The 362-nt window shown below is 54.1% G+C and carries 1 protein-coding gene; it reads left to right on the top strand.

What is annotated here, in order from left to right:
• On the top strand, positions 1-362 hold a 362-nt coding region (locus JT26_RS03990; protein ID WP_160217631.1), incomplete at both ends, for an Ig-like domain-containing protein.

The following is a 362-nucleotide window of genomic DNA, read 5'->3' as shown; positions in this document are numbered from 1 at the left end:
ACCGGCAGCTTCAAGGTAAGCATCGGCAACCTTACTCCGGGCAAGGTCTACCATGCTCGTGCGTATGCTACCAATTCCGCCGGTACGGCTTACGGTCAGGAAGTGAAAGTAACACTGGTGAAGGTGGTGGAAGGAATCGCTGTATCTCCCACGGAAAAGAGCGTAGTTGCAGGGGAGAAGTTCAAGATTCAGGTAACGTTCTCACCTGCGGATGTTCCGAACAAGGCTGTAACGTGGAGTTCGGACAAGTCGGAGGTGGCATCTGTTGACAGCAACGGAGAGGTAACCACGCATAAGGAAGGCAGTGCCACCATTACTGCTACATCCGTGGATGGCGGTAAGACAGCCTCCTGCCGGGTAAC

The organism is Porphyromonas sp. COT-108 OH1349, assembly GCF_000768755.1.
Classification (GTDB): domain Bacteria; phylum Bacteroidota; class Bacteroidia; order Bacteroidales; family Porphyromonadaceae; genus Porphyromonas_A; species Porphyromonas_A canoris.
This window is presented reverse-complemented; position numbering and strand designations above follow the sequence as displayed.